The organism is Allosphingosinicella sp., from assembly GCF_059502505.1.
Genome location: NZ_JCACEU010000012.1, coordinates 1 through 21,085, shown reverse-complemented (window position 1 = coordinate 21,085; position 21,085 = coordinate 1). Strand labels below are relative to the sequence as shown.

General features: G+C 67.4%; 25 protein-coding genes. 7 read left to right on the top strand and 18 right to left on the bottom strand.

Features of this window, described 5'->3' with window-relative positions; translation table 11 throughout:
• Nucleotides 1-44: 44 nt before the first annotated feature.
• Nucleotides 45-230 (top strand): hypothetical protein, encoded by a 186-nt coding sequence (locus tag AC5JBD_RS00530; protein ID WP_495719799.1) that lies wholly within the window; start codon nucleotides 45-47, stop codon nucleotides 228-230.
• Between the two features lie 87 nt (nucleotides 231-317).
• Nucleotides 318-485 carry a hypothetical protein gene (locus AC5JBD_RS00525; RefSeq protein WP_495719798.1) on the top strand — a complete coding sequence of 56 codons (168 nt, stop codon included), beginning with the start codon at nucleotides 318-320 and terminating at the stop codon, nucleotides 483-485.
• A gap of 161 nt (nucleotides 486-646) precedes the next feature.
• Here the strand turns inward: AC5JBD_RS00525 and AC5JBD_RS00520 are convergent, their stop codons facing one another.
• The 8 genes from AC5JBD_RS00520 to AC5JBD_RS00485 form a co-directional block, all read right to left on the bottom strand.
• Nucleotides 647-1,924, bottom strand: a complete 1,278-nt coding sequence (locus tag AC5JBD_RS00520) for a dicarboxylate/amino acid:cation symporter (RefSeq protein WP_495719797.1) — start codon at nucleotides 1,922-1,924, stop codon at nucleotides 647-649.
• A complete protein-coding gene (locus tag AC5JBD_RS00515) occupies nucleotides 1,921-2,730 on the bottom strand; it encodes a pyrroline-5-carboxylate reductase family protein (RefSeq protein ID WP_495719796.1) in 810 nt (269 codons plus the stop codon). The genes AC5JBD_RS00520 and AC5JBD_RS00515 overlap by 4 nt, the downstream gene beginning before the upstream one ends.
• Before the next feature lie 97 nt (nucleotides 2,731-2,827).
• Entirely contained in the window at nucleotides 2,828-3,337 is a 510-nt protein-coding gene (locus AC5JBD_RS00510; protein ID WP_495719795.1) for a type III secretion system chaperone family protein, read from the bottom strand.
• Nucleotides 3,338-3,454: 117 nt separating this feature from the next.
• On the bottom strand, nucleotides 3,455-3,724 hold the full coding sequence (locus AC5JBD_RS00505; protein WP_495719794.1) for an accessory factor UbiK family protein: 270 nt from the start codon (nucleotides 3,722-3,724) through the stop codon (nucleotides 3,455-3,457).
• Nucleotides 3,725-3,746: 22 nt separating this feature from the next.
• Complete coding sequence (locus AC5JBD_RS00500) at nucleotides 3,747-4,301, bottom strand: TspO/MBR family protein (RefSeq protein WP_495719793.1); 555 nt, start codon at nucleotides 4,299-4,301, stop codon at nucleotides 3,747-3,749.
• Between the two features lie 10 nt (nucleotides 4,302-4,311).
• Nucleotides 4,312-7,428, bottom strand: a complete 3,117-nt coding sequence (locus AC5JBD_RS00495) for an efflux RND transporter permease subunit (protein ID WP_495719792.1) — start codon at nucleotides 7,426-7,428, stop codon at nucleotides 4,312-4,314.
• Nucleotides 7,429-7,430: 2 nt separating this feature from the next.
• Nucleotides 7,431-8,501, bottom strand: coding sequence for an efflux RND transporter periplasmic adaptor subunit (locus AC5JBD_RS00490; RefSeq protein ID WP_495719791.1), 1,071 nt, complete (start codon nucleotides 8,499-8,501; stop codon nucleotides 7,431-7,433).
• Nucleotides 8,502-8,533: 32 nt separating this feature from the next.
• Complete coding sequence (locus AC5JBD_RS00485) at nucleotides 8,534-9,268, bottom strand: TlyA family RNA methyltransferase (RefSeq protein WP_495719790.1); 735 nt, start codon at nucleotides 9,266-9,268, stop codon at nucleotides 8,534-8,536.
• A gap of 69 nt (nucleotides 9,269-9,337) precedes the next feature.
• On the opposite strand from AC5JBD_RS00485, the gene AC5JBD_RS00480 reads away from it, so the two are divergent.
• Entirely contained in the window at nucleotides 9,338-9,814 is a 477-nt protein-coding gene (locus AC5JBD_RS00480; protein ID WP_495719789.1) for a DUF6766 family protein, read from the top strand.
• Here the strand turns inward: AC5JBD_RS00480 and dxs are convergent.
• The 3 genes from dxs to AC5JBD_RS00465 all read right to left on the bottom strand — a co-directional run bounded on the left by dxs (nucleotide 9,811) and on the right by AC5JBD_RS00465 (nucleotide 12,664).
• Nucleotides 9,811-11,736: a 1-deoxy-D-xylulose-5-phosphate synthase gene (gene dxs / locus AC5JBD_RS00475; protein WP_495719788.1), complete on the bottom strand. Its 1,926-nt coding sequence runs from the start codon at nucleotides 11,734-11,736 to the stop codon at nucleotides 9,811-9,813. The genes AC5JBD_RS00480 and dxs overlap by 4 nt on opposite strands.
• Before the next feature lie 67 nt (nucleotides 11,737-11,803).
• Nucleotides 11,804-12,265 carry a Fur family transcriptional regulator gene (locus tag AC5JBD_RS00470; RefSeq protein WP_495719787.1) on the bottom strand — a complete coding sequence of 154 codons (462 nt, stop codon included), beginning with the start codon at nucleotides 12,263-12,265 and terminating at the stop codon, nucleotides 11,804-11,806.
• 45 nt (nucleotides 12,266-12,310) lie between these two features.
• Nucleotides 12,311-12,664, bottom strand: a complete 354-nt coding sequence (locus AC5JBD_RS00465) for a MerC domain-containing protein (RefSeq protein ID WP_495719786.1) — start codon at nucleotides 12,662-12,664, stop codon at nucleotides 12,311-12,313.
• A gap of 134 nt (nucleotides 12,665-12,798) precedes the next feature.
• Between AC5JBD_RS00465 and AC5JBD_RS00460 the strand changes: the two genes are divergently transcribed.
• The 4 genes from AC5JBD_RS00460 (at nucleotide 12,799) to rpsI (ending at nucleotide 15,419) form a co-directional block, all read left to right on the top strand.
• Nucleotides 12,799-13,866: a COX15/CtaA family protein gene (locus AC5JBD_RS00460; protein ID WP_495719785.1), complete on the top strand. Its 1,068-nt coding sequence runs from the start codon at nucleotides 12,799-12,801 to the stop codon at nucleotides 13,864-13,866.
• Entirely contained in the window at nucleotides 13,863-14,180 is a 318-nt protein-coding gene (gene cutA / locus AC5JBD_RS00455) for a divalent-cation tolerance protein CutA (RefSeq protein WP_495719784.1), read from the top strand. The genes AC5JBD_RS00460 and cutA overlap by 4 nt, the downstream gene beginning before the upstream one ends.
• 121 nt (nucleotides 14,181-14,301) lie before the next feature.
• Nucleotides 14,302-14,781 carry a 50S ribosomal protein L13 gene (gene rplM / locus AC5JBD_RS00450; RefSeq protein WP_495719783.1) on the top strand — a complete coding sequence of 160 codons (480 nt, stop codon included), beginning with the start codon at nucleotides 14,302-14,304 and terminating at the stop codon, nucleotides 14,779-14,781.
• A complete protein-coding gene (rpsI, locus tag AC5JBD_RS00445; protein ID WP_495719782.1) occupies nucleotides 14,781-15,419 on the top strand; it encodes a 30S ribosomal protein S9 in 639 nt (212 codons plus the stop codon). Before rplM ends, rpsI begins: the two co-directional genes overlap by 1 nt.
• Before the next feature lie 78 nt (nucleotides 15,420-15,497).
• Here the strand turns inward: rpsI and AC5JBD_RS00440 are convergent, their stop codons facing one another.
• From AC5JBD_RS00440 to AC5JBD_RS00410, 7 genes are read right to left on the bottom strand one after another with little or no spacing between them, the layout of a single operon-like run.
• The gene (locus tag AC5JBD_RS00440; RefSeq protein ID WP_495719781.1) at nucleotides 15,498-15,875 is read right to left on the bottom strand and encodes a hypothetical protein; all 378 of its coding nucleotides are present in this window, start codon (nucleotides 15,873-15,875) and stop codon (nucleotides 15,498-15,500) included.
• 17 nt (nucleotides 15,876-15,892) lie between these two features.
• Nucleotides 15,893-17,572 carry a saccharopine dehydrogenase family protein gene (locus AC5JBD_RS00435; protein ID WP_495719780.1) on the bottom strand — a complete coding sequence of 560 codons (1,680 nt, stop codon included), beginning with the start codon at nucleotides 17,570-17,572 and terminating at the stop codon, nucleotides 15,893-15,895.
• Complete coding sequence (locus AC5JBD_RS00430; RefSeq protein WP_495719779.1) at nucleotides 17,569-17,973, bottom strand: thiol-disulfide oxidoreductase DCC family protein; 405 nt, start codon at nucleotides 17,971-17,973, stop codon at nucleotides 17,569-17,571. Before AC5JBD_RS00430 ends, AC5JBD_RS00435 begins: the two co-directional genes overlap by 4 nt.
• Nucleotides 17,970-18,662: a DUF4166 domain-containing protein gene (locus AC5JBD_RS00425; protein ID WP_495719778.1), complete on the bottom strand. Its 693-nt coding sequence runs from the start codon at nucleotides 18,660-18,662 to the stop codon at nucleotides 17,970-17,972. The genes AC5JBD_RS00430 and AC5JBD_RS00425 overlap by 4 nt, the downstream gene beginning before the upstream one ends.
• Before the next feature lie 51 nt (nucleotides 18,663-18,713).
• Nucleotides 18,714-19,298, bottom strand: a complete 585-nt coding sequence (locus tag AC5JBD_RS00420; RefSeq protein WP_495719777.1) for a GbsR/MarR family transcriptional regulator — start codon at nucleotides 19,296-19,298, stop codon at nucleotides 18,714-18,716.
• Between the two features lie 40 nt (nucleotides 19,299-19,338).
• Nucleotides 19,339-20,115 carry a metallophosphoesterase family protein gene (locus AC5JBD_RS00415; RefSeq protein WP_495719776.1) on the bottom strand — a complete coding sequence of 259 codons (777 nt, stop codon included), beginning with the start codon at nucleotides 20,113-20,115 and terminating at the stop codon, nucleotides 19,339-19,341.
• 38 nt (nucleotides 20,116-20,153) lie between these two features.
• Nucleotides 20,154-20,942 (bottom strand): DUF1499 domain-containing protein, encoded by a 789-nt coding sequence (locus AC5JBD_RS00410; protein WP_495719775.1) that lies wholly within the window; start codon nucleotides 20,940-20,942, stop codon nucleotides 20,154-20,156.
• Nucleotides 20,943-21,085 lie beyond the last annotated feature (143 nt).

The window sequence follows — 21,085 nt, the reverse complement described above, 5'->3', positions numbered from 1 at the left end:
GATGAGTGTTTTCTACCCGACACAAGGGGCGGGATCCGAGTTTGGTGGACAGGAAAATTTATAGGACCGACGCCAGTCTGGCCGAGATCGAGCAGACCCAGAAGGAGCTCCGCACCAGCATCGAGGCGAGCAAGGCGTTTGCCGAAAAGTCAGAGCAACTGATCGCCAGGCACCGGCGTCAGGTCGATGGCGAGGCCGCGGTCTCCACCCCGTCGGTGCCGCCATCCTGAGGAGTCTTGCGAGCATCTGACGCAATGCGGGAAAAGTTAAAGTTTCGGATCGGCAACCAAATTGCCGTCCGGACCGTTCCTGCTTGAATGGAGACCCGTCAACTTATCGCCTATCTGCTGATCGCCGTCATCGTCGGCGCGCTGTTCGCTGCCTATTGGTATGCTTCGCGCGAGCGCCGGGCGCATAACCGCGGTCATCGTGCGGCGGTTCGGCGGGCCCGCGAGCGGATCGAAGACGCCGCCGAGCAGCCCTGAACCGCCCCATTTCGCAACACTAGTGATTTGCGGTCGGCTCCCTGCTAGGGGGCGCCGGTAGTGACGCGTAGGATCCTATGACTTTAGCCGCTCTGATCGCCTCCGGCGTGGCGCTCGCCTTCCTCAGCCTCGCCTTCGAAAGAACGAACTGACGAGTCGCGTCACTCCCGCGAAAGCGGGATTTCACCTTCTGCCTCTTTAGTCCGCGCCGCCACCACCACGGCCGCTGCCATGTCCGCGGTGACGTTGGCAACGGTGCGGATCATGTCGGGAATCGTGTCGACCGCGAGCATCAGCGGCAGCAATTCGATCGGCGCCCCGATCGCCAGCGCGGCAGGCGCGTTGGCGGCGAAGAAGCTGACCTGCCCCGGCAGGCCCACCACCGCGAGCGTGCTCAAGGTGGCGAGCAGGCCCGCCAGCAGGATCTGACCCGGCCCCACCTCGATCCCGCTGACATGCGCCAGGGTCAAGGCGACGGTCAGCGCGACGAGAGGCGCCGAGATCTTGAAGGTGGCGACTGCGAGCGGCAGCACCAGCGACGTCACTCGCTCCGGCAGCTCCAGCCGCTCCGCTCCGGCTACCATCGGCGGCAGCGATGCGAGCGACGATTGCGTGCTGAACGCCACCGCCTGCGCCGGCGCGGCGGCGCGGGCGAAGCGCAGCGGCGACATCCGCCCGGCAACCGCGACCAGCACGTACGTCAGCACGATCAGCACCAGGGCGACCGCGATCTGCATGCCGATGAAATGCAGCAGCGCCGCCCCCGCGCCGACTCCGAGCCGGGAGCCGGCGACCAGGGCAAGCGCGAACACACCGATCGGTGCGACTCTCAGCACCCAGCCGATGATCACCAGCATCGCGTCGGAAAGGCCGTGGAACAGCTCGAACAGGGCCGTCCGCCGCCCCTCTCCGATCCGGGTCAGCGCGAGACCCAAGACCAAAGCGAAAAGGACCAGCGGCACGATCGCATCGTTCGCCGCCGCCGCGACGACGTTGGTCGGCACCAGGCCCCTCAATCCCTCCAGCAGCGGCGGCACCTCAGGCATCGCGCCCGACTGCATCGCCTCCAGCGCACCCGGCGCCGGCGCCCAGAAAGCCAGCATCGGCGGCACCATCAGGGCCGTCACGACGGAAGCCCCGATCAGCATCAGCACGAACAGCAACAGCGCGCGCCCGGCGATCCCGCCCGCCTGCAGCGTCGCGCTGGCGCTCGCCATTCCGGTGACGACGAGCGAGAAGACCAGCGGGATGATCGTCATCCTGAGCGCATCGAGCCAGACGCCCCCGACGAAGCCCGCGGCGGTCGCCACGGCGTCGAACTGGCCTCCGAGCAAGGGCGGCCCCGCCGCACCGGTGGCGAGTCCCAGCACCAGCCCCGCAATGATGAGTGCCGGCCGCGCGCCCAGGCGAGGTCTCGAAGGGTTCGCTGGGTCCGTCATCGCGCCGCTTCCGCCAGTTCCCGCCCTCGCCGCCTAGACGCATCGAGCGTGCGCAGGACGAGATCGGCCAGCGCGCCATCCTCGTCCAGCACCTTGAGCCCGGCCTCGGTGGTGCCGCCGGGACTGGCGACGCGGCGGGCGAGCTCGGCTGGACTGTCCTCGGAAACTGCGGCGAGCGCCCCGGCCCCCTCCACCATCGCCTTGGCGAGCCGCGCGGCCTGCTCCGGAGCAAGGCCTAGGTCCCCGCCCGCCGCGGCGAGCGCATCAATGAAGCGGAACAGGAAGGCGGGGCCGGCGCCGGTCAGGTGGCCCGCCAACGCGAAGGCAGCCTCGCTATCGAACCATTCGGCATGACCGAGCGGCACCATCAGCGCGGTAACCTCCTCGCGCACGGCCTGATCGAGATCGTCGGCATAGAGATCGACCACGCCCTTGCCGAGCCGCACGGGCGTATTGGGCATCGCCCGAACGATCGCGCGCGACACCGGAAAGCGGGTGCGCAGCGTGGCAAGCTCGACTCCAGCCAGGATCGATACGAGCACGGTCTCCGGGCGAAGCACCGCTGCGAGCGCGGGAGCAACCTCGTCGAGCTTCTGCGGCTTCACGCCGAGAAGGACGAGCCCAGGCTGCTCGCCTTCCGGCACTGCGGTGACGACCCGCACACCCTCGGCCACGGCCCGCCCGCTCGGCCGGACGACGGTGACCTGGCGAGGATCGAGCCCGCATTCCACCCAACGGCCAAGCATTGCCCCGGCCATGTTGCCGCAGCCGATCAGGAGAAGCGGACCGGGGAGCAGATCCTGCATCACAGGCTCGTCATCCCGGCAGAAGCCGGGATCTCAGAACAAGAAGTCACGGCCGTCTCCATGAGACCCCGGCTTGCGCCGGGGTGACGGTGAAGGATCAAGCCTCGCCCTGCGTGTCGATCAGCGCCGCGGCGATCGCCTCCTGCGGGGTCTTGTCCGCCCAAAGGACGAACTGGAAGACCGGATAGAAGCGCTCGCATTCCTCGATCGCGGTCTCGACCAGGGTCTCGGCCTGCTGGAGGGTGAGCTGCCCGCCGTCCTCGCTTTCGAGCAGGGCCGCATGGCGGAAGAGGACCAGGCCGGACGTGGCCCAGAGCTCGAAATGCCCCAGCCAGAGCTGCTCGTTGATCAGGCCGATCGTCTCGTAGGTGACGGCACGCTTGTCGGCGCCGACCCGAACGTCGGGGAGCGCCAGGAACTGGAGGACATTGTCGTCATCGCGCCAGATTGCGCGCAGCTCATATTGGGTCCAGCTGCCCTGGAAGTTGGCGACAATCTCCTCGTCGCCGCTTCTTTCATACGCCCAGCCATGAGCGCTGAAATAATATTCGAGCATGTCGATCGGCGCGCTGGTCTCGCGCTCAAGCTCATACTCGTCGGTGTTCATGGCCGAGATCCTGCAACAACTTGTCTAATGAAAAGTGCACTGCAACATGGACGCACGCAAGAGCGCCGCCCCCAATAAGCTGTGGATTAGCTGCGGATACCCACAGCTTTATTGCGGCTAGGCCGATGCCGCGGTGCCGCCGGAAGCCGACTTCGATTCGATCGCATCGAGGCGGGCCTTGAGCAGCATATTCTCCTCGCGGGCGGCGACGGCGATCGCCTTCACCGCCTCGAACTCGTCGCGGCTGACCATGTCGAGGCCGCCGATCCATTCGCGGGCGCGCTCGCGCATCGAGGCCTCGGCCTCCCGGGTCATGCCGGCGACGGTGCCCGCGGCGCCGTTCAGCACCTTCACGAAATCGTCGAGCAGGCGGTTCTGGGACTGCATCGCCGTCCTCCCTTAGGTCAGTTCAGAGGATGATATCGGCACCGCCCTCGCCCGGGACAAGGGTCTCGGCGTCGGGGTTCAGCTGGATGATCTGGTAGTTGAGGATCGAGGCGAAGGCGAGCCAGGCGAGATAGGGCAGCATCAGCAGCCCCGCCGTCCGCCGGATCCGCAGAAACAACACAGTCACGACGGCGCTGATCGCCAGCATCGCCAGGATGATGAACAAGGCCGTCCGCACCTGATGCATGCCGAAGAAGACCGGCGACCAGGAGAAGTTCAGAAGCATCTGCGCGACGAACAGGCCGATGGCGAGGCCCCTGCCCTTCGCGCCTCGAGCATTGAGGATGATTGCAATCGAAAGACCCAGGAGAATGTAAAGGATCGTCCAGACGATGCCGAAGGTGGCGCCGGGCGGCATCAGCTCCGGCTTCACCAACGCATCGAACCAGGGATTGCCGTAGCCGCTATTGGCGACGCGGCCGGAGACGATGCCAAGAAGAAGGATCAGAGGGACCGTGAACAGCGCAAAGCGCAAATAGGACATTCTGAGCTGCGACTTCGACGCGATACCGGTCAATATTCCCTCCCTATTCGGCGGGCTGCGGCGCCATCCCCCCCGAGAGTTGCGCCTCGAGCTTCCTGCTCACTGCCTCCGGCGATCCCGTAAAGCGTGCGAGCCGCGAGTAAAGTAGCGGAATGAGGAACAGGGTGATGACGGTCGCGATCGACACGCCGAACACGATCACCACGCCGATCGAGGCGCGCGCCGCGCCGCCGGCGCCGCCGCTGATCACCAGCGGCACCGCGCCCGCCACGGTCGCGATCGAGGTCATCAGGATCGGCCGGAGCCGCCGCGCCGACGCTTCGCGGATCGCGGTGGCGATATCCTTCCCCTCGTCGCGGAGCTGATTGGCGAATTCGACGATCAGGATGCCGTTCTTGGCGGCTAGCCCGACGAGCATGACGATCCCGATCTGGCTGTAGAGGTTGAGCGTACCGCCGGTGATCGCGATACCGATGACGCCGCCCGCCACCGCGAGTGGCACCGTCGTGATGATCACGGCCGGGTGGACGAAGCTCTCGAACTGCGCGGCGAGGACCAGATAGACGACGAGGATGGTGAGCAGGAAGATCAGCACGATCGACCCGCCGGTCTCGCGGAAGGACTGGCTTTCGCCGCGATAGCCGACCGCGGTGATCTCCGGCGCGGCGCTGGCCTGCTCCTCGAGGAAGGTGAGCGCCTCGCCCAGCGAATAGCCTTCCGCCAAGCCGCCCTCGAGCGTGATCGCGCGCAGCTTGTTGTAGCGGCCAAGGTCGCGCGGGCCGGCGACTTCGGTCACGTCGACGAGGCTGGAGAGCGGGATCAGCGCATTGGTGCGGCTGCGCACGTAGATCGAGCCGAGGTCGCTGATCGTCGACCGGCCCGACGCGTCGGCCTGCACGATCACCCGATATTCCTCCCCGCGGTCGATATAGGTCGACACGCGCCGCGAGCCGAGCAGGGTCTGCAGCGCCTGGCTGACGTCGTTGACCGACACGCCGAGATCGCCGGCGCGGGTGGTGTTGACGGCGATGTTCAGCTGCGGCTTCGTCTCCTTGTAATCGGAGTCGAGGTTGACGATGCCAGGATTGTTCTGCGCCGCCGCCAGGATGCGGTCGCGCGCGGCAACCAGCCCCTCATAGGTCGGACCGGCGATGACGAAGCCGATCGGCTGGCCGCGCCCGCGCCCCAGCGACGAGCGGACCTGCGCGTTGCCGCGGACCGCAGGCTGCTGCTGGAGCAGGCGGTTGATCTGCTGCGCGACCTCCTGCGTCGTCGCCTCGCGGTCGCCCCACTCCTTCAGGAAGACGATGAACGAGCCGGAATTGAAGTCGTCGCTCGACCCGAAGCCGCCCGGCGTCCGCGAGATGATCGTCCTGACCGGCGTCTCCTCTCCCTTTAACAGTGGCAGCAAGGACTCTTGGGCCTTGAGAACATATTGGTCCATCTGCGCGAAGCCGGTGCCTTCCGGCGCGGTGATGTTGGCGGAGAGAACGCCGACATCCTCCGCCGGCACAAGCTCGCTCTCGATCGACATGAAGGCGAGCGCCGCCGCCACGAACAGGCCCCCGGTCACCGCCAGCGGCACGAGCGGCCGCGTGATCGCGCCCGAGAGGCGGCGGCCATAGGCGTCCTCGAGGCGCTGGAACTTCATGTCCACCCAGGCGGTGAAGCGGCCGCGATTCTCGTGCCTCAGCAGCTTCGAGCAGAGCATCGGCACCAGCGTTAGCGCGATGAAGCCGGAAAAGGCGATCGCGCCGATCATCGCCACCGCCAGCTCGCGGAAGAGAAGACCGGTCTGCCCCGCCAGGAACATCACCGGCACGAACACCGCGCACACCACCAGGGTGGTGGAAACGACCGCGAACCCCACCTGGCGCGTGCCCTGATAGGCGGCGACCAGCGGCGGCTCGCCCTCCTCGATGCGGTGATAGACATTCTCCAGCACGACGATGGCGTCGTCGACGACGAGGCCGATCGCGAGCACCAAAGCGAGCAACGTCAGCAGGTTGATCGAGAAGCCGAACAGCCAGAGCACGGTGAAGGCGCTGAGCAGGCAGATCGGCACCGTCACCGCCGGGATCAAAGTCGCCCGCATCGACCCCAGGAACAGGAAGATCACCGCGACGACCAGCACCGCCGCTTCGGCGAGCGTATGCCAGACCTTCTTGATCGACTCCCCGATGAACAAGGCGTCGTTGGAGCCGACGTCGATCGTCATCCCTTCGGGGAGGTTGGGGCGCAGCTCCTCCATCGTCCGCTTGGCGGCCTCGGCCACGGCGAGCGTGTTGGCGCCGGACTGGCGGACGATGCCGAGGCCGACGCCCTGGCCGCCGTTCAGCCGGAACTGCTGATAGGGATTCTCGGCGCCGATCTCGATCCGCGCCACGTCGGCAAGGCGGACGAGATAGCCGTCGCTGCCGCGGCCGACGATGAGCTGGCCGAAATCCGCGGGCGTCGAGAAGGGACGCTGCACGCGCAGGGTCTGGTTCTGCCCGGAGGATTCGAGCCGCCCTGCCGGCAGCTCGACATTCTGGGAGCGTAGCGCGCTCTCGACGTCCGCCGGCGTCAGCTGGAAGGCGGCGAGCTTGGCCGGCTGCAGCCAGACCCGCATCGATTGCCGCGCGTCGCCGCCGACGAACACCCGCGCGACACCATCGATCACCGCGAAGCGGTCGACGATGTTCCGGTCGACATAATCGCTGAGCTCCAGGCGGGTCCAGCCGGGCCGCGAGATTACCAGGAACATGATCGGCGAGGCGTCGGCATCGACCTTGCGCACTTCCGGCGCCAGCGCCTCTTCGGGCAGATCCTCCGTCACGCCGCCAATGCGGTCGCGAACGTCGTTGGCGGCGGCATCGACGTCGCGGCCCGGCGCGAACTCGACCGAGATCGCGCTGTTGCCGTCCCGCGAGCGCGAGGTGATGTTCTGGATGCCCTCGATGCCCGACAGCGCTTCTTCGAGCGGCTGCGTGATCCGCGCCTCGATCACGCTCGCGGCGGCGCCGGTATAGGCGGTCTGCACCGATACGATCGGCGGATCGGTATCTGGATATTCGCGCACCGACAGCCCGAAGAAGGCGACGATGCCGACCAGGACCAGCAGGATCGCCATCACCGCCGCGAGGACGGGCCGCCGGACCGAGACGTCGGAAAGAACCAAGCCTAGCCTCCGGAGGCGGCGGCGGCCCTCGGCCGCGCCCTTGCATTCTGGACCCCGGCCGTACGCACGCGCTGGCCGTCGGTCAACTTGACGACGCCCTCGGTGACCACGCGGGTTCCCGGGGCAAGTCCTTCGAGGACCTCGACCATGCCGTTCTGCCGAAGGCCGAGCTTCACCGGCACGCGCTTCGCCGTGCCGTTGTCGAGCGCATAGACGAAGCTGTTCGTCCCCTCGCCGATGATGGCGAGCTCGGGCACCGCCGGCGCCATCCGTGCGGCGGATTCGATCCCTACCGTCAGCAGCATGCCAGGCTTCAGCTTCTGGTCCGGATTGGGGAGCACGGCCCGAACCGTCACAGCGCGCGTCTCGGGATTCAGCACCGGATCGATGGTGTCGATGGTGCCCCTGAACGGCTGGTCGGGATAAGCTGCCGCACGCGCCTCGATGGCCTGGCCCGGTGCGATCGAGGACAGCAGGGTCTCGGGAACGGTGAAGTCCAGCTTGATGCGGGAGATGTCGCTGATCGTCGCGATCTCGGTGCCGGCCGTCACTACCGCGCCGGCGGAGATGTTGCGCAGCGACACATAGCCGCCGAACGGCGCCCGGATGATGCGGTCGGCGATCGAGGCCTGCGCCTCGGATGCCTGCGCCCGCGCCGCGCCGACCAGGGCGGTCTGCTGGTCGACAGCGCTCACCGTAGCGAAACCGCGTGAGCGAAGCTGCTGGAGCCGATTGAGCTGCTTGCCCGCCTCGCGCTGCACCGCGGTCGCCTCGGCAAGCTGCGCCGTCTCCTGGCCGGTGGCGAGCCTCGCAAGGGTCTGCCCGGGCGTCACATATTGGCCGTCGCTGAAATTGACGCTGACGATCCGCTCCGTCACCGGCGCGGTCAGCGTCACCTGCTCATTGGCGCGGGCGGTGCCGACCGCCTCGATCCGATCCACGAAGCGGGTCGCCGCCGCCGGCGCAGCCGTCACCAATGGCGCCGGACGCTCGCGCTCCTTGCCCTCGCTGCCGCTGCAGGCGGCGAGAAAGGCGAGAAGGACGAGCGATATGGTGGAGCGGCGTCTGGACACGATGGGGCAACTAGGTTGCGGCTTCGAACCTATCAAGCGCGCTGTGCTGCAAGTAAGAACTCTTTATTTCCTTCCGGTCCGGTTATCGGGCTCTCGACAAGCCCCACAACGTCCCACCCCCGGCTCTGGACCCATGATCCCGCCGCGTCGCTGACTCTGGCATGAACGTCCGGGTCGCGGACGACGCCGCCCTTGCCGATCTCGGAGCGCTCCGCCTCGAATTGCGGCTTCACCAGCGCGATCAGCCGGCCGCCCGGCGCCGCGAAATCGAGCGCCTTGTCGAGCACCTTGGCGAGGGCGATAAAGCTCGCGTCGCAGACGATGATGTCGATCGGCTCAGTGACGATCTCGGGCGTCAGGTAGCGTGCATTGGTCTGCTCGTGCACCACCACGCGCGGGTCCTGCCGCAGCTTCCAGGCGAGCTGGTTGGTGCCGACATCGACCGCGAATACCTTCGCCGCGCCCCTCTGGAGCAGCACGTCGGTGAAGCCTCCGGTCGAGGAGCCCACGTCCAGCCCGACCGCGCCCGTCACGTCCCAGCCAAAATGGTCGAGCGCGTGGGCAAGCTTGATTCCGCCGCGGGACACCCAGGGATGCTCCCGCCCCCGCACCTCGAGCGGGACGTCGGCGGCAAGTGCCTGCCCCGCTTTCTCGATCTTCCGCTCGCCCGAGAAGACCAGCCCGGCGAGGATCAAAGCCTGCGCCTTCGCGCGGCTCTCCACCAGGCCGCGATCCACCAGCATCTGATCCGCGCGTTGCTTGCTCATGACGCGCGGAACGCCGCTGACGGCCAAAACGTTACGCCCCCGAAAATACGTCCTTTGCAGGAGCTCAACATGCAGAAACCCGGCTTCTTCAAAAAATATGCTTATGCTTGGATAACGGTCGGCTTCTTCCTCGTCTCGCTCGGATTGCACTGGCTGTTCGGCTGGTATGCCTATCAGGACGAGGCGACCCAGCACGGCCAGAGCCCCGACAGCTACGGCTATCTGGTCGAGATGATGCGCGACACGATGGAGAATTGGCAGTCGGAATTCCTGCAACTGCTCTGGCAGGTCGTCGGCCTCGCTTACTTCCTCTATGTCGGCTCACCCTCGTCGAAGGAGAATGACGATCGTCTGGAAGCGAAGATCGACGCCCTGATCCGCATCACCGGCGGCAAGGACGGCGACGCTCTGATCGAAGAGATAGACGATCATTACCTGCGCGAGCACGGCCATGCGGTGCCGCACGGTCACGAAAGCCAATTGGCTGAGTCTGCCGGCAGCCGGATCAGGCACGTCGCGGCGGGCGGTGGTGCCGCCCCGGCCTAGGCTCGCGCGCCCTCGACCACACCCACGCTGTTGATGCGCAGCGCCTTCAGTACGGTCTCGACGATGTGCGGCGCGTCGAGGCCGGCTTCGGCATATTGCTTCTCGGGCTTGTCCTGGTCCTGGAAGACGTCGGGCAGGCGCATGGTGCGGAGCTTGAGGCCTGCGTCGATCAGGCCGAGGTCGCTCGCCAGCGTCAGCACGTGCGCGCCGAAGCCGCCGACCGCGGCCTCCTCGATCGTCACCGCGACTTCGTGGGTGGTGAGCAGGCGGCGGATGAGCGCCTCGTCGAGCGGCTTGGCGAAGCGCAGGTCCGCGACTGTGGTCGAGAGGCCCCTCGCCTCCAGCGCCTCGGCCGCCTTCTCGGCTTCCGCGAGGCGCGTGCCGAGCGACAGGATCGCGACCTTGCTGCCCTCACGGACGATGCGGCCCTTGCCGATCTCGAGCCGCTGCGGGACGGCGGGGAGCGGGACGCCGGTACCGTTGCCTCGGGGATAGCGCACCGCGCTCGGGCCGCTGTCGTGCAGCGCCATCGTGTGGACCATGTGGGCGAGCTCGGCCTCGTCGGCCGCCGCCATCACGACGAAGTTCGGCAGTGTGCAGAGATAGGCGAGATCGAAGCTGCCGGCATGGGTCGCGCCGTCGGCGCCGACCAAGCCGGCCCGATCCATCGCGAAGCGGACCGGCAGGTTCTGGATCGCCACGTCATGTACGACCTGGTCGTAGGCGCGCTGCAGGAAGGTGGAATAGATCGCACAGAAGGGGCGCATCCCCTGCGCGGCGAGGCCGGCGGCGAAGGTCACCGCATGCTGCTCGGCAATGCCGACGTCGAACGCGCGATCGGGATGCGCCTTGGCGAACTTGTCGACGCCTGTGCCCGACGGCATCGCCGCCGTAATGGCGCAGATGCGCGGATCCGTCTCGGCGAGCTTCGCCAGCGTCTCGCCGAACACATTCTGATAGGCGGGCGGCCCCGGCTCGGCCTTGGCCTGGATGCCCGACACCACATCGAACTTCTGGACGCCGTGATATTTGTCCGCCGCCGCCTCGGCAGGGCCGTAGCCCTTGCCTTTCTTGGTGACGACATGGACCAGCATCGGCCCCTCATCGGCGTCGCGGACATTCTCCAGGATCTGGACCAGCCCTTCGACGTCGTGCCCATCGACAGGACCCACATAATAGAAGCCCAGCTCCTCGAAGAGCGTGCCGCCGGTCGCCATGCCGCGGGCGAATTCCTCGGCCTTGCGCGCGGCATTGTGGAGCGGCCGCGGCAGCTTGCGCGCGAAACGCTGGGCGAGATGGCGGACCGACAGATATTTGTCCGAGCTCACTAGCCGCGCCAGATAATGCGACAGCCCGCCCACCGGCGGCGCGATCGACATGTCGTTGTCGTTGAGGATGACGACCAGCCGGTTGCCCGCCGCCTCGGCATTGTTCATCGCCTCATAGGCCATGCCCGCGCTCATCGCGCCGTCGCCGATCACCGCGATCGCCTTGCCCGGCGCTCCGCTCAGCTTGTTCGCCATGGCGAAGCCCAGAGCGGCCGAGATCGAGGTCGAGCTGTGCGCCGCTCCGAACGGGTCGTACTCGCTCTCGCTGCGCTTGGTGAAGCCGCTGAGGCCGCCGCCCATGCGCAAGGTGCGAATGCGGTCGCGCCGGCCGGTGATGATCTTGTGCGGATAGCATTGATGGCCGACGTCCCAGATCAGCCGGTCCGCGGGCGTGTCGAACACATAATGAAGCGCCACGGTCAGCTCGACCACGCCGAGCCCGGCGCCGAGATGCCCGCCCGTCACCGAGACGGCGGAGATCGTCTCCGCGCGCAGCTCGTCGGCGAACTGGCGCAGCTGCTCGGGTCGGAGCTTGCGGAGATCCTCGGGCGTGGCAACCGTGTCGAGGAGGGGCGTCTGGGGGCGCTCGGTCATGGCGGGCCTCCTTAAACGAGCGGTCCGGCCCTGTCGAATGATCAAGTTGTGCAGGCGGCGTGAGGACTTAGTGGGTCTCGCACTCGCCGCAGCGGCCGCGCACCTCGATCACCGGCCGGTCGGGTGCGAAGCCGGCCTGCTTGGCCGCTTCGCGCACCCCGCCCGACAGGCTGTCATTGTCGATATGGGTGGTCTGGCCGCACGTGTCGCAGATCAGGAAGATGCAGTCGTGCAGGCAGTCGGGATGCTCGTTCGCCACATAGGCGTTGGCGCTCTCGACGCGGCGGGCGAGGTTCGCGTTCACGAACAGGTCCAGGATCCGGTAGACGCTGTTGGCGGCGACGCGGCGGCCCTGCACGGTCGAGACCTTGTCGGCGATGTCATAGGCGGAGGCCGGCTGGTCGAAGCTCGCCAGCGCATCGAAGATGGCGGCGCGCATCTGCGTCCACTGCTCGCCCGACCGCTCCATTGTCGCCTGCGCCGCGCGCGTGAGCGACTCGCCGCGGTGGCTGTGGTGAACATGCGCCATGGCTGGTGATTTAGGCCGTCAAGACGGCTGGAACAAGGGCAGCGCCTAGATGACGGCGCGGCGATTCAGATCGTGCCCGAGCGCGAGGATGGCGACGCCCGCAATGGTGTAGAGCATCTCGCTGCCGTCATGCGGCAGCGTCAGCGCACCGGCCATGACGCCGAGGCCGAGACCGCCGATCGCCGACGGCATCATGAAGCCGTGATCGAAGATGCCGCGCCCCAGCGCGACCACGCCGAGCCCGATGGCGATGATGAGGCCGACTTCGTGGACGGCAGGATGGAGCAGGAGGCCGCCCGCCGAAGCGAGCATGGCGAAGAAGACCGCACTGGCGAGGCAATGGACGAGGCACAGGCCGGACAGGCCAATGGCCAGCCGGTCGATCGCACCTTCCCTCATTCCCGACGCGAAACCCACTTCAACCTCTTTTCTTGCGCCGCACTTATAAGCCTGCGAGCGAGAAGTTACAACATCACATCTCAAGAAAAAGTTGCAATTGGCAAGCGCGGGCGACGGGGCCATATCGGCGGCCGATGGCATCGAAGGCACATCTCGGCGCACCCGCCTCGGCGCGGACCCAGGCGCGGCCCACTGCGGTCGCGCACTGGCTGCTGGTGGTCGCTGTCTTGGTGTTCCTGATGGTGGTCGTGGGTGGCATTACCCGCCTCACCGAATCCGGCCTGTCGATGGTGCGCTGGGAGCCGATATCGGGCGCGGTCCCGCCGATGAGCGCAGAGGCCTGGCAGGCCGAGTTCGACGCCTACCGCACCAGCCCCGAATATCAGAAGATCAACCGCGGCATGTCCTTGAGCGAGTTCAAGGAGATTTTCTTCTGGGAGTATACGCACAGGCTGCTGGGCCGCTTCATCGGTCTCGCCTTCGCGCTGCCGCTGCTCTGGTTCGCATGGAAGCGCGCCATCCCCCGCGGCTATGGCTGGAAGCTGGTCGGCCTGCTCGCCTTGGGCGGCCTGCAGGGCGCGATCGGCTGGTGGATGGTCGCCTCTGGTCTCGTCGACCGGCCGGAGGTCAGCCACATCCGCCTCGCCGTCCACCTGCTGCTCGCCTTGCTCATCTTCGCGTTGCTGATCTGGACCGCGCTCGATCTCTGGCGCCTCGCGGGAGATCCGCACGCGAGGCCGGCGGGCATTCCCACCCTCGCCGTCTGGACCTTGTCGGCGCTCGGTCTGCAGCTGATGTTCGGCGCCTATGTGGCCGGGCTCGACGCCGGCTACGCCTTCAACAGCTGGCCGAAAATGGGTGACGAATGGTTCCCGGCGGGCGCGCCGATGCTGGAGCCGTTCATCGTCAACCTGGCCGACAATCCGATCGTCGTGCAGTTCGTCCACCGCTGGCTCGCCTTTGCCGTCGCCGCGCTGGCGATCGCGCTCGCGATGAAGGCCTGGAAGCGCGGCCTGCAGGCTGAGGCGACCGCTCTGATCGCGACCGTCACGCTGCAGATCTGGCTCGGCATCGCCACCCTTCTCACCGGCGTCGAGCTCTGGATCGCTGTCGCCCACCAGGCGATGGCCGCTCTTCTCCTCGCCTCTGCCGTCGCCGCCGCCCACAGTCTCGGAGCCAAAGGGAGAGCTCTTCGCCCATGACCGGCATCGTCACCGTCTATGCGACCTTCGCCGATGCGGCCGAGGCGAACCGGATCGCCCTCCAGCTAGTCGAGGAGCGTCTCGCCGCCTGCGCCAACATCCTCGGCCCCGCCCGCGCCATCTACCGCTGGCAGGGCAAGGTCGAGCAGGCCGACGAGGTCGCCGCCCTCTTCAAGACCACCTCCGGCCAGGCCGACCTGCTGGTCCGCCGCCTCGCCGAACTCCACAGCTACGACAACCCCGCCGCCGTCATCTGGCCGATCGGCGGAGCGCCGGAAGCTTTCCGCAAGTGGGTCGTGGACAATAGCGGGTAACATTTTACCTCTCACCAAATCCCCGCTTTTGCTTGACTTCCACAGCCCCTTTCGCCATTTGGCCGCCCAGCAGCGCCGCTCCTTGCGAGTGGCGCCGTTTCATTTTCGAAAGGTCCGGGCCATGAAGGCGCTGATGAAGACCACCAAGGCGGCCAAGCCCGCCGAGGTGGAGAAGAAGTGGCATCTGATCGATGCCGACGGGCTGGTGGTCGGGCGTCTCGCCACGATCGTCGCCAACATCCTGCGCGGCAAGCATAAGCCGAGCTACACCCCGCACGTCGATTGCGGCGACCATGTCGTCGTCATCAACGCGGACAAGGTGCGCTTCACCGGCAAGAAGCTGACCGACAAGGTTTATTACCGGCACACCGGCTATGCCGGCGGCATCAAGGCGGTTACCGCCGACAAGGTCCTGGACGGCCGCTTCCCGGAGCGCGTGCTTGAAAAGGCGGTCGAGCGGATGATCCCGCGCGGACCCCTGGGCCGCGACCAGATGCGCGCCCTTCACCTCTACAACGGCACCGAGCACCCGCACGGCGGCCAGTCCCCCGAACCCCTCGATGTCGCGGCGATGAACCGCAAGAACAAGGTTGGTGCCTGATGTCCGACAATCGCCAGTCCCTTTCCGATCTCGGTGCGATCACGGCCGCTCCGGCCGCCGCTGCCGAAGCGCCTGCCGCCGACGCCGCTGCTCCTGCCGCTGAAGGCGCGCCGGCCGCGGCTCCCCAGCGCGAGGGCCGTGACGGCCGTGAAGGCGGCCGCCGCGGCCGCGAGGAAGCCGTCAACGATCATGGCGTTTCCACCCAGGGTCCGCAGATCGCCGCTGTGCTGCGCGAGCAGCAGCTCGACAAGCAGGGCCGCGCTTATGCCACCGGCCGCCGCAAGGATGCGGTCGCCCGCGTCTGGCTCAAGCCCGGCACCGGCAAGATCGTCGTCAACGGCCGCGATCAGGAAGTGTATTTCGCCCGTCCGACCCTGCGTCTCGTGATCAATCAGGTGTTCGACATCACCGATCGCCGGGGCCAGTATGACGTGATCTGCACCGTCTCCGGCGGCGGCCTTTCCGGCCAGGCCGGCGCGGTTCGCCACGGCATCTCGACGGCGCTGACCCGCTACGAGCCGGCGCTGCGCAGCGCGGTCAAGAAGGAAGGCTTCCTGACCCGCGACCCGCGCGTCGTCGAGCGCAAGAAATACGGCCGCGCCAAGGCCCGCCGCAGCTTCCAGTTCTCGAAGCGCTAAGGCAGGTCAGCCCGAAGTTTACTTCCGGCTGGATGGCAGAAGAGAGGGCCCGGAGCGATCCGGGCCCTTTCCTTTTGCTCAGGCGGCGGCGCGCTGAGCCTGGCCTTCGACCAGCCAGTCGGAGACGCGGCGGCCATATGTCGCGATCATGTGCATGTTGAAGAAGTGCATGCCGCCGAGCACCAGCACCGCCAGGCCTACCTTGCTGCTGAGGAACCGGATCATCGACGGCCAGTCGGCGGGCGCGTCGCCGAACTGCAGCGTCATGGTGATGAAGCCGATATTGATCAGATAGAAGCCGACCACGAGCAGATGATTGGTCGAGCGGGCGAGGATCTCGTTGTGACCGAAGCATTGCACCAGGAAGACCTCCCCTGTCGTCGAGAGGGTATGGGCGACGCGCATGGTCATCCCGATGGAGATCAGCAGATAGAGTCCATAGGCAAGTTCAACCATTTTCACCTCCTCTGATGTCACGCGTTGACTGCGAGTTGCTCGGGGCACGATCGTCCCACGCCGGCTGACGCGCCCAGCGGCCTCAGCCAGCCCGAATAGCGGACGATCCGCCCGAGCAGCGGCAGGGCTGCTTCCACTTCGAAGCGGAAGCAGCCCCTCTCCTCCCGCTCGCGCGCCGAGATCCGGGGGGCGAGCGCGAGCGGCATCGGCAGCCCGGCCAGGCTCCAGCGGCGGAGGACCATCTCCAGCCCGTCCTCCGTGGCGTTCAGGGCGAAGAAGAAGCGGATCGGGCCGAACCGCTCGATCAGCAGGTCGCCGTGCTGGCTGAGCTCGCTCGAGAAACGATGGCCGGCGAAGTCGCGCGTCCAATGCTCGCGACCGTCATGCTCCGCGAACGTCACGTGGAGCGGCCAGCTGCCCTCGGGCGGGAAGCGCATCAGCGCTCCGACCATCCGTGCAGCGCGGTTTCGCCCGCGCATCACCTTTCCTTGACCCTCCGCGCCACCGTCGCCGACTTCGTGCATCGTACGCACCGCGGCAGGGAGGCGGCGGAACCGGGCCCCCATCACCCGCGCGTAGAGGGGCGGCGGCAGCAGGCGTTCGCGGATTTCGTGCCGCACGGCCAGCCGCGATAAGGCGGGCTCGTAGCGTGCGAGCGACATCAGCGAGGCAGCGTCGCGGGCGCCGCGGGGAAGCCGCCCCTCCAGGATGTCAGCGGCGAGCAACTCGGCCGTGAGGGTCGGGATCTCGAGCCCCTCTCCCTCTTCGGCAACGATCGTCCAGCGCCGCTCCAGGCGCCGGCTGCCGGCCCGCCCGCGCAGGGTGACGCTCATCGCCGAGCGCTCGCCTCCCCAGCGGCTGGTCAGCCGATAGAGGGGCAGCAGCCATTGCGTGGCGCCGGCCAGCGACTTCACCCACCTCCACCGCACCGGCCAGCTCGCCAGCCAGAGCGCCCGCATCTGGAAGCCGAGCTCGGTTCCGGCCCGGAAAGTGACGGCGGGACGGCCCGGCAGTAAGGGCGGCAGCAGCTCGCAATCCGGCAGGTCGGCGAGGGCGACGAGACGCCCTCGCAGGCCGCTCCCATCGGCGAACAGGAAATCCTGGCGCCGCATCTCCTGCCAGCCATGCGCATGGGCCCAGCGCCCTCCGCGCCAGAGGCGCAGGGGCCGCCCGACATAGCTGAGGATGGCCGCCACCACGGAATCGCCGCCGCGCGCGCGGTTGGCGGCGCTGAGCGCGATGTCGACCTTGGTAACGCGGTCGAGGCCGGCGGCGAGTTCCCGGACGACAGCTCCCGTCAGCCCGGGCGCGCTGGAGGCGCCGGAGATGATCGGCACCCGCACCTCACCGGCAATGTAGTTCAGCGCCGATATGCCGCTGACGAAATCGCGGGCGTCGGCAAGGTCCAGATACGGGATCGAGGCGGCGATGCAGGCGAGCGGCACTTCGAACCGGCTGTTCTGGAAGGGGCCGGCGGCGTCGATCACCAGGTCCGGGGCATAGCGGACAAGAGCCGCGGCAATGTCGCGGTCGCGATCGACGACGGCCGACTCCGAACCGGCCAGCCCGGCGCAGAAAGAGGCGGCGCACCCGCTCCTGCGTCCGGCAACCAGCACATTATGGCCGGCCTCCGCCAGGCGCCGCGACAGACGCGCGCCGAAGCCGCCATAGCCGCCGATGACGAGGATGCGGCTCACAGGAACCGCTCCTCGAGATCGGCGCTCGGCCGCCAGCACGTGTCCCGCTTGCCGAACAGCCGGTAGCGATTGCGGGCGACCCAGCGGTAAAGCGGATCGCGGAGCGCCCGGGGGACGGCCCGCCCGAGCGCCGCCAGCCGCCATGGCCAGCCGAGGCCGGAATAGAGAGCGAGGACGGCGTCGCTATCGCGCAACGCGTGGTCGCCGGTGACGAGGATGAAGCTCTCCGGCTCCTCCGGATCGAGGCCGAAGCGCCGGTAGAGCGCCACTCCAGCCTGGCTCTGCAGCGTGGCGAGCCGGAAGTGCGCCTTCTTGTCGTGGGTGAGCACGAACTGCGCGTTCGCCGAGCAGAGCCGGCATAGCGAATCGAAGACGATGACGGGGCGGTCGGCTTCGCTCATCTCCCCTCCTCCGGGTCGAGGCGTTCACGGAACATCGCGGTCTGGCGAACGAGCTCCCCAGCAAGCCGGTGGCGAAGGCTCAGCACGAAGACGAACAGCCCGTGATTGCAGTCGACATGGCTGACGCGCAGCGCGCCTGGCTCGAGCCAGCGCGGGAGCCGCAGGCGCAGGCCGGCGAGCTGAAGGAAGTAATGATCGCTGTCGAAGTGGAGCGCGCCATTTTCGGCGACGATCCTCAAGGCGATGCCGAAGCCGCGGCCGACATATTCCTCCAGGCCGGTGGGCCCGGCGAAGCGCTTGCTGCTGTGGATGACCTGGGGGAATCCGCAGCGGCAGCCGTAGATGCGGGTCCAATACTGGCCGCTCTCCCGATTCTCGGTGACGCAGACCGAGGCGGGCACCAGGGCGGCGCGGCTCAGCGGCAGCGGGGCGCCAATCAACCGGCCGGCCTGGGCGAGCAGCCAGCCGAGCCGGCTCATTCGGCATTCGACGACCTCACCAGCATAAATTGCAGTGCGCCCGCTATCGAGGCGGTTGCCGAAGCGGGCCTGGACCGCCTCGGGCAGGCTCGCCCAACCCGCTTCGCCGATCAGCGCGCGAAAGCGGACATCGGAGACCGGGAGCGGCGCCCTGCGGCGCGGGCGCAGCGGGAACGGCACCACTTCGCCCTTGACCTGCCGTGCTTCCACTCTCTCCTCCTGTTATTTCTGTAGCGAGAGAAACAGTTCCGCAAAAAATTTTCAGGCGTCGGCGCCCTCCGGCTTGGACGTGCGGCGGCCGAGCCCGACCAGGTTCGCAACCTTCGCGCCCATCCGCATCAGCGCCATGATCTTCGGCGCGGGTACGCCCAGCATCTGGTCGTACCAGCGGTTCACGGTGCCGATGAAGCTCTCCATCTCCTGCAGCCGCTTGCGCGCCGTCGCGCTCACACGCGGGTCGCCATCGGCGGCGGCGATGCAGGCGCGTAGCGCCGCCGCGGCAGGATCGATCTCACGCTCTTTGCGCCCCTGAGCGATGCGGGTGACCATCTCCCAGAGGTCGGTTTCCGCCTCGAAATGATCGCGCCGGTCGCCGAGCAGCGGCACGCGGCGGATGAGCTTCCAATTGCCGAGCTCGCGCAGGCTGTTGGAGACGTTGGACCGCGCCATGCCGAGCGTGTCGGCAATCTCCTCGGCCGTCAGCGGCCGCTCGGAGAGGTAGAGCAAAGCGTGGATCTGCGCGACCGAGCGGTTGACGCCCCACTGGCTGCCCATGTCGCCCCAGTGCAGGATGAACCGCTCCACCGCCGGAGGAAGACCACGCGACTCGCTTGTTATTTCTGTCATGACAGAAATATCTGCTCGTTCTGAGCGCCTGTCAACGCTCTTATGTGGTGGCGCCGGCAGCGTTGCGCACGGCGAGCGGCGGTTCCCCACCGAGCGTGCGCAACTCGACGTGGAGGACGCCGTTTTCGATCCGCAGCTCGTTGAACGAAGGCGGCGTCGAGCGGGTGCGCTCCGATAGCGTGCCGGCGCCGATCGTGCGGGTCGTCCTGCCGGCGACGACATGCTCGATGTCGAACGGGTCGTGGACATGGCCCGAGAGCACGGCGTCGGCTCCCGCCTCGGCCAGCGCCTGCAGCGCCTCGCGGCCGCGCAAGGTGCGGCCGCTCGATTCCAGGCCCTCCTTGTCGATCAGGGGATGGTGGCAGGCGACGATCTTCATGTGACCGTCGTCGACGTCCTTCAGCAGCGACAACGCCCGCTGCAGGCTCCTGCGGCTGACCACGCCCCACGACCAGTTGTGGCGCCACTGGAAGCGCGCCGTCGTCTTGAGCGGCACCACGGTGACACCGGGCAGGTCAAGCGGCCGCTCGACCGCCCGCTCCACCCGGCCATAATGGCGATAGGGCCGGAAGAAGCGGTCGAACGGGTTAAAATAAGGAAGATCGTGATTGCCCGGCTCGACCGTCAGCGGGACCGGGATCGCCTCAAGGTAGCGGGCGGCGGCCTCGAACTCACGGGAGCGGGCGCGCATCGTCAGGTCGCCGGTGCAGATCACCGCGTCCGGCATTTCGGCGCGGACCGTGTCGGCGAACCAGGCGACGGCGGCCTTATCCTCACGGCCGAAATGGAGGTCTGAGACGTGGAAGAGTCGAGTCATGGCCCCTGAACGGCTGTGGACGCGGATAGGTTCGCCGCTCAGCTCCGGCTTTGCTGCAAATCGTTCATGAAGCTGCGGATCCGTTTCGCATTGACGCCGACGTCGCTGGCGCCGACCCGGCTGATCGAGCGCATGTCGAGGTCGGTTCCGCCCGGCGCCGCCGGCCGGGCCCGGACGACGACATTGTCCTTGAACCGGAAGAAGGTGCTGGTGTCGACCGCCTCGAGGATGCCGGACCGCGGGTCGGCCGTGACGATTTCCCAGCCCCGCTCGCGCGCCAGCGCTTCGGCGCGCTCGATGGTCTGCGGCACCGTCCATGGCACCCTGATGGTGCGCAGATCGTCATAATTTTCGCGATGGATCGCCCGCCAGCGCTCCCGCGGCGGCAAGGCGGCAAGATCGCGCCGGCCGAGGTCGGGGATATTCGCCATATTGTCCCGCCGGACGACCAGCCGATAGAATTTCGGGATATCGTCGATGTCGGTGGTGACGTCGTGGATCGCCGGCACGCTGCGCGCCGTGGCGATCTGGCTGCCGAGGTAGAGGACGAAAGCGAGACCCACGACCAGCGCGAGGATGTTGCGCTTGGTGTATCGGTGCATCCCGCCGCCTCGCGCTGCGATCAGCCCGGCGAGTGACAGGACGACACCCAGCGCTGCCGCGAACAGCGCATATTGCAGCAGGCTGAAGCCGGTCCGGAAATGCCAGGCGCCCTGGCCGCTGCCGATCGCGCCGATAAGGGCGACGAATACTGCGCCGATGGTGAGGACAAGCGCGGCGGTGGTGATCTTGCCTGCGAGCCGCCGCCTGCGAAGCGCTTCCGCCATCGTCCGTCTCCCGAAGATGCCATGGCATCCTGCGCCCATGCGGCGCTCTCGACAAGCCCCGGAGCGCTGCATAAGGTGCACCTCCCGAGGCGGGTATGATGTAATGGTAGCCTGTCAGCTTCCCAAGCTGAACGCGCGGGTTC

Bases quoted from the DNA above. Each gene is read 5' to 3' on its own strand.
- AC5JBD_RS00525 (WP_495719798.1), top strand. From the start codon at position 318: ATGGAGACCCGTCAACTTATCGCCTATCTGCTGATCGCCGTCATCGTC.
- AC5JBD_RS00520 (WP_495719797.1), bottom strand. From the start codon at position 1,924: ATGACGGACCCAGCGAACCCTTCGAGACCTCGCCTGGGCGCGCGGCCG.
- AC5JBD_RS00515 (WP_495719796.1), bottom strand. From the start codon at position 2,730: ATGCAGGATCTGCTCCCCGGTCCGCTTCTCCTGATCGGCTGCGGCAAC.
- AC5JBD_RS00510 (WP_495719795.1), bottom strand. From the start codon at position 3,337: ATGAACACCGACGAGTATGAGCTTGAGCGCGAGACCAGCGCGCCGATC.
- AC5JBD_RS00505 (WP_495719794.1), bottom strand. From the start codon at position 3,724: ATGCAGTCCCAGAACCGCCTGCTCGACGATTTCGTGAAGGTGCTGAAC.
- AC5JBD_RS00485 (WP_495719790.1), bottom strand. From the start codon at position 9,268: ATGAGCAAGCAACGCGCGGATCAGATGCTGGTGGATCGCGGCCTGGTG.
- AC5JBD_RS00480 (WP_495719789.1), top strand. From the start codon at position 9,338: ATGCAGAAACCCGGCTTCTTCAAAAAATATGCTTATGCTTGGATAACG.
- dxs (WP_495719788.1), bottom strand. From the start codon at position 11,736: ATGACCGAGCGCCCCCAGACGCCCCTCCTCGACACGGTTGCCACGCCC.
- AC5JBD_RS00470 (WP_495719787.1), bottom strand. From the start codon at position 12,265: ATGGCGCATGTTCACCACAGCCACCGCGGCGAGTCGCTCACGCGCGCG.
- AC5JBD_RS00465 (WP_495719786.1), bottom strand. From the start codon at position 12,664: ATGAGGGAAGGTGCGATCGACCGGCTGGCCATTGGCCTGTCCGGCCTG.
- AC5JBD_RS00460 (WP_495719785.1), top strand. From the start codon at position 12,799: ATGGCATCGAAGGCACATCTCGGCGCACCCGCCTCGGCGCGGACCCAG.
- cutA (WP_495719784.1), top strand. From the start codon at position 13,863: ATGACCGGCATCGTCACCGTCTATGCGACCTTCGCCGATGCGGCCGAG.
- rplM (WP_495719783.1), top strand. From the start codon at position 14,302: ATGAAGGCGCTGATGAAGACCACCAAGGCGGCCAAGCCCGCCGAGGTG.
- rpsI (WP_495719782.1), top strand. From the start codon at position 14,781: ATGTCCGACAATCGCCAGTCCCTTTCCGATCTCGGTGCGATCACGGCC.
- AC5JBD_RS00440 (WP_495719781.1), bottom strand. From the start codon at position 15,875: ATGGTTGAACTTGCCTATGGACTCTATCTGCTGATCTCCATCGGGATG.
- AC5JBD_RS00430 (WP_495719779.1), bottom strand. From the start codon at position 17,973: ATGAGCGAAGCCGACCGCCCCGTCATCGTCTTCGATTCGCTATGCCGG.
- AC5JBD_RS00420 (WP_495719777.1), bottom strand. From the start codon at position 19,298: ATGACAGAAATAACAAGCGAGTCGCGTGGTCTTCCTCCGGCGGTGGAG.
- AC5JBD_RS00415 (WP_495719776.1), bottom strand. From the start codon at position 20,115: ATGACTCGACTCTTCCACGTCTCAGACCTCCATTTCGGCCGTGAGGAT.
- AC5JBD_RS00410 (WP_495719775.1), bottom strand. From the start codon at position 20,942: ATGGCGGAAGCGCTTCGCAGGCGGCGGCTCGCAGGCAAGATCACCACC.